The following is a 6,102-nucleotide window of genomic DNA, read 5'->3' on the forward strand; positions in this document are numbered from 1 at the left end:
GAACCGTCAAATACGCCTAAACCTAAGAAATTAACACTAAAAGACTTGGAGGTACTGGAGGTATCATGCTTAACTTAACACCTATGGGGCGGAGCCGCCCCTTTCTTTTTTTGTATCGTATGCAATCGAATGGGTTACAAAGTGACTCACGATGGCTTCGACCATGGCCTGTACCGTGGCCTTTTTTGGCATGATCTGCACGGTAAATCCGGCCTTTGTTATAGCCTTCTCCGTGACAGGGCCAATGGCTGCAATGGTGATATCTTTAAACTGTCTGAGGTGTTCCTCATCCAGAGCCTCTATCAAGTAGTTAAACGTTGCCGCACTGGTGAATGTTGCCACGGTGAGCTTGCCCTCTCTGAGGAATCGAACGAGGCGCTTGATGTGTCCCTCGTGTTTGACAGCCCTGTAGGCAGTGGGTGTATCTATGTACCCGCCCAGTTGCCTGACCATATCGGGAAATACCTCCCTGGCCTGTTGGGCACGCGGCAGCAACAACCGCAGACTGGCAATGTCTATGTTATCAGCCCTCGCCTCAGTGAACATCTTTATAAGCCCCTCGGCGTTGAACTCATCGGGGACGGCATCTACCCTGCAACCATACTCCCTGATAGACTGTGCGGTCTTTTCCCCTATGGCACATATCTTTAGGCCCCTGAGGTCCCTGATGTCCTTGCCACAGTGCAGCAGCCTCTGCAGGAAGAACTTAAAGGCATTGGCGCTAGTGATAATCAGCCAGTGATAGCCCTCTACCACGTCAATGCATCGGTCGAGGTCGTCGTAGCTCTCCGGGGGAATCGTCTTAATCGTCGGGAACTCGTATATTTCGGCCCCCATTAACTCAAGGGGCTCATAGTCTTGCGTATATGGCCTGGTGATTAACACACGCTGCCCAAACAACGGTCTTGTCTCATACCAGTTTAGTTTGTCTCTCAACCCCACCGTCTGTCCGATCACGATGACGGAGGGTGGTTTGATCCCCTTGGCCTTGACCAACTGCGGCAATTGCCCCAACGTCCCTGTCACAGTGACCTGATCGGGTCGTGTGCCCCATCGTATTACGGCAGCGGGGGTTTGTGGGTCTTTACCGTGTTCAATCAAGTGCTCAACGATGCCACGGACATTTCTGACTGCCATCAAAAACACCAGCGTGTCAGGTCCCGTGGCAAGGGCTGCCCAATTAAGCGTGCTATCGGTCTTTGCGGCATCCTCGTTGCCCGTCACCACGGTAAAGGAGGACGAATACCCCCTGTGTGTAAGCGGTATGCCCGCATAGGCGGCAGCAGCAACAGCCGAAGAAACACCCGGTATGACCTCAAACTCGATGCCATGTTCAACGAGCACCTCGGCCTCCTCCCCGCCACGTCCAAAGACAAAGGGGTCACCCCCCTTTAATCTGCACACGGTCTTACCCTCCAGCGCCCTGGCAACGAGCACCCGATTTATCTCATCCTGTGTCAACTCGTGATGTCCACCCCGTTTACCGGCATAGATCAGCTCCGTTTCCTCACCGGCGTAGGTCAATATCTGTGCGTTGATGTGGAAGTCGTAGACGATAGTGTCTGCCTTTTTGATGCAACTCAGGCCTTTCAAGGTAAACAGTCCAATGTCGCCGGGACCTGCTCCCACTATGTAGACCTTACCCGTTGCCATAGACCTCGTCGAGTATCTCTTTTGCCCCGGCCCTGAGCATGTCGTCGGCCAAGGACGTCCCGATAACCTCTTCGGTACCAACGGTGCCCTCGGCATGTCCCCGGATGATAACAACACCATCAACGGAGCCTACCAGGCCGTCGAGTTTGACCGTACCCGAGGCGGTAAAACAGGCGTGTGCGGCAATTGGTACCTGACAGCCACCTGAGAGTTTCTTTAAAAATGCCCGTTCTGCCCTCACGCAGATGGAGGTCACGCTATGGTTCAGCGGCACAAGAAGGGCGTTTATCGCCTCATCGGCCACCCTGCACTCAATCCCCACGGCACCCTGTCCAATTGCCGGCAAGCTCACAGAGACAGGCAGGGCATGTATGGCGGCATCTTCAACGTTGAGCCTCTTTAAGCCGGCAGAGGCCAGGACGATGGCATCAAAAAAGCCCTCGCTTAATCTTCGCAACCTTGTATCGAGATTGCCTCGCAATTGCTCAATCTTCAGGTCGGGTCGTATGCTCAACAACTGACACGAGCGTCTAAGGCTACTCGTGCCAACGACTGCCCCTTCGGCGAGGGCATCAAGGCCTGCTTTGTCGGCTCGCTTGGAGGCCATTACATTGGGCGACAAAACCAGGGCATCGGTGGGGTCCTCACGGTGGCATATGACGCTCAGGTGCAGGCCATCCGGGAACTCCGTGGGAACGTCCTTGATGCTATGGACGGCAATGTCGGACTCGCCACTGAGCAGGGATTCCTCTATCTCCTTGACGAACAGCCCCTTGCCCCCAACCTTGGACAATGGCACGTCGAGTATCTTATCCCCCGTGGTCTTTATCACCTTAAGCTCTACCTCGATATGAGGATAAAGCCCCAGGAGCTGATCCCTGACCCAGTTGGCCTGCCAGAGGGCTAGCTTACTGCCCCTGGTACCTATCACTATCCTGTTGACTTCTATCTTAATTCACCTTTTATGTAGGAGAAGGGAAAAAAGGAGGGCGGCTCCGCCCCCTCCTCAGACCTCCCCCGCAAGGGGACCAGTCCCCTTGACCCCATTATACTTGTTCAATGATTATACACTTTCAACTGCATTAATTATGATTTATATTCCCAGAGGTCTAGCTTATTCCTTATTATATACTCTATGATCATATATACACTCCGCCCCCATGTAAGGTCTCAGTACCTCGGGGACAACGACGGAGCCGTCTTTTTGCTGATAATTTTCCAGGATGGCGGCCACGGTACGTCCGATGGCCAGGGCCGAGCCGTTTAGGGTGTGGACAAACTGCGTGCCCTTTTTGTCGGCCTTTTTAAAACGGATGTTGGCACGTCTGGCTTGGAAATCCTCGAAGTTCGAGCAGGAGGATATCTCCCTGTAGCGGTTCTGCCCGGGCAGCCAGACCTCTATGTCGTAGGTCTTTGACGCCGAAAAGCCCATGTCGCCCGTTGACAGCACTATCACCCTGTGGGGCAGGGCAAGCTGCACCAGGATGTCGCGTGCATCGTCGGTGAGACCTTCCAGTTCCTGATACGAGTCCTCGGGTCTGACAAACTTGACAAGCTCGACCTTGTTAAACTGATGCTGCCTGATAAGCCCCCTGGTGTCCTTGCCATAGGAGCCGGCCTCACGCCTGAAGCACGGCGTATATGCCGTGTAACGCAGGGGCAGGTCCTCATCGGCCAGGATTTCATCCCTGTGCATGTTGGTAACCGGGACTTCGGCCGTTGGCGCCAGATAAAACTCGGGATCGACCACCCTGAACAACTCCTCTTCAAACTTAGGCAACTGCCCAGTACCGATCATGCTTGCGCGGTTGATCAGAATGGGCGGAAAGACCTCCGTATAGCCACGCCGGACGTTGTGCTCAAGCATAAAGTTCATCAATGCCCGCTCAAGCGCCGCCCCGGCCCCACGCATGATCGAAAACCTCGCACCGGCTATCTTGGTGGCACGCTCAAAGTCGATAATGTTGAGGGTCTTTGCGATATCCCAGTGGTTGAGCGGTTCAAAGTCAAACGCCCCGGGCTGCCCCCACGTCAATACCTCGACGTTTGCAGTCTCATCTGCGCCAATGGGGACACTTTCGTGCGGTATGTTGGGGACCAGGAGCAAGGCCGCCATGACCTTCTCCTCTGTGGCGCGCAGACTCTCCTCAAGGCGTCTGATATCGTCAGAGACCTGTTTCATGGCCTCTTCCATAGCGGAGGTGTTGGTCTTTTGTTTCTTGAGTCGCCCGATATCTTGCGAAACAACATTGCGCCTGTTTCTGAGGCCGTCAAGCTCCTGCTGAACCTGCCGCTGTTGCAGGGCAAGAGCCGCTATGCCTTCGACAGAGATATCAGAGTTCCTGTTCTTGAGCGCCTGTATCACTGCATCAGGCCTGTCCGTTATAAACCGTATGTCAAGCATCTCTTGTCACTCCTGTTTATCATTGCACTACTATAACATAACAGGCTGGAAAAAAAGGAGAGATGTTGCAAGAAATTTTTTCACGAAAAATATACGGTGCATGTTTGCAGACTTATAGCAGATTTCGATTGGATTAAATACAAAACACACGGCATTTTTACGGGGGCAAGGGTTGTTAATCGTCATTCAGGAGGTTCTTTTTCTAAGTTGAGCGTTAAGCATTTCGGCATATCGGTTGATCTTTTTAAGATACTCTTTTTGTAGTTCAGTGGAGGTTTCAGAGAGGGCTTGCCTGGTAGTTTCAAGAATTTCATTAACAAGTCTGACATTTTCTTTGTTCAGTTCCTCTGCGGCTTTATTTTTGGTTATCGCATCGCTTTTCATCTGCCTCGATGTCGATACACTCACCTTATGCTTATACAGAGCCATTTCAATGCCTGAACGCAGGTCACGCTCGTGAAACGGCTTTAGAATGAACCCGAAAGGTTCCGTCAACTTGGCTCGTAACAGGGTGTTATCATCGGAGTTCGCCGTAAGATATATCACGGGGACCCTGCCCTCCTTCTGTATGGCCTGAGCGGCCTCTATGCCATCCATGTCTCCTTTTAGCCTTATATCCATCAGCACTAAATCGGGATGCTTATCCTTAGCCTCTTTAATGGCCATCTCACCCGTTGATACCACTGCACAGACAGCGTACCCAAGCCTTTGAAGTCTGGTCTGTATCTCTAATGCAACAATGCCTTCATCCTCTACAACCATGATCCTGACCTTGTCTGCTTTTTCGTCAGAGAGACCTTTAACGGCCTTATAAAATTCACATTGCTTACAAGTTCCAAAGGCCTTAACACACGGGGCTACCTCCTTCTGGCCGCTAAGAGTCCCCACTACAAGCCAGCATCGCCTCTCTGCATTCTGTATCACGGCCTCACAAAGACGCATGATCTCCGCAGGACAGTTTAAGAATTCCCAGCACTTAACGCCCACCTTCTTTTCCGTGCCTATGCCGTCAGTCAGGCTATACAGCTCTTTAAATAAACGAACCAACTTATCAGGGTTAAACCTTTTGTCTTCCGTCATACGCTGAATTCTCTCCATTTCTTTTTTGCTCTCTGAACGTCACCCTAAATTCAGTCCCATTGTCTCTGTTAATCTCTAAAGTGCCATCAAGCTGCTCTGTAAGTGTGCGTACAAGTCTGAGACCTAATGATACCGTATTGTTATCTATATCCTGTGGGATACCCACTCCATTATCGCTTACCACAAGCATGAGGGTGTTGTTGCCTTTGGCGGATATATCTATGCGGATTTCTCCAGAGACGTTGTCGGTAAAGCCATGCTTTAAGGCATTCGTTACTAGTTCGTTTATGATTAAACCACATGGGATGGCAGTGTCAATACTCAGGCAGATATTGTGGCTGTTGATCACATGCCTTATCTTGTCGTCTTCTATGCCGAAGGAATAAAATATATCCGTAGCAAGTTCCTTTATGTACTGACCAAAGTCTATAGTTGATATGTCCTTCGATTTATACAGCCTTTCATGTATCAGTGCCATAGACATTACGCGATTACGACTTTCAATAAGGGCTTGTCGTAAACCGGGATCGTCAACATTGACAGATTGCAGGTAGAGCAGGCTGCATACTACCTGCAAGTTGTTTTTAACCCTATGATGCACCTCTTTCAGAAGCATCTCCTTATCCCGGAGGGTCGCCAGGATTTGGGTCTCTGTTTCCTTTTGTTTAGTCATATCTATACCAATTACTACCGCACAGGGTTTTGCATCTATAACGACTAATGAACAGACGAAATAATAGGGAATACGTCTGTTATCCCCTGTATAAAGACATGCTTCATATGTATAGAGCCATGGTTTATCGTCCAATGTAGTATTATCAATAACATTATCAATCACTCTCTGTGTTATGTGTCTTACACGATCCCTGTCCTCCTCAATGATCAAATCAAACGCACTCATAGCGTTTATATCATTGGGCTGGTATTTTGTCACTTCTTCCAGGTTGTTATTCCACATCAACACG

Annotated in this window: 5 protein-coding genes; all 5 read right to left on the reverse strand. The window is 50.5% G+C overall.

The features are described 5' to 3' along the window. Positions 1-81 precede the first annotated feature (81 nt). Positions 82-1,653, reverse strand: coding sequence for a uroporphyrinogen-III C-methyltransferase (gene cobA / locus HWQ67_RS11500; RefSeq protein ID WP_218252833.1), 1,572 nt, complete (start codon positions 1,651-1,653; stop codon positions 82-84). Continuing rightward, positions 1,640-2,602, reverse strand: a complete 963-nt coding sequence (gene hemC, locus HWQ67_RS11505; RefSeq protein ID WP_425340721.1) for a hydroxymethylbilane synthase — start codon at positions 2,600-2,602, stop codon at positions 1,640-1,642. Before hemC ends, cobA begins: the two co-directional genes overlap by 14 nt. Before the next feature lie 165 nt (positions 2,603-2,767). Then, positions 2,768-4,057, reverse strand: a complete 1,290-nt coding sequence (serS, locus tag HWQ67_RS11510) for a serine--tRNA ligase (RefSeq protein ID WP_218252834.1) — start codon at positions 4,055-4,057, stop codon at positions 2,768-2,770. Positions 4,058-4,243: 186 nt separating this feature from the next. Beyond that, positions 4,244-5,137 carry a response regulator gene (locus HWQ67_RS11515; protein WP_218252835.1) on the reverse strand — a complete coding sequence of 298 codons (894 nt, stop codon included), beginning with the start codon at positions 5,135-5,137 and terminating at the stop codon, positions 4,244-4,246. After that, positions 5,115-6,102 (reverse strand): PAS domain-containing sensor histidine kinase (locus HWQ67_RS11520; protein WP_218252836.1); only part of this gene is annotated, 988 nt, incomplete at its 5' end. The genes HWQ67_RS11520 and HWQ67_RS11515, both read right to left, overlap by 23 nt.

It is taken from the genome of Candidatus Magnetobacterium casense (genome assembly GCF_019173545.1).
GTDB lineage: Bacteria > Nitrospirota > Thermodesulfovibrionia > Thermodesulfovibrionales > Magnetobacteriaceae > Magnetobacterium > Magnetobacterium cryptolimnobacter.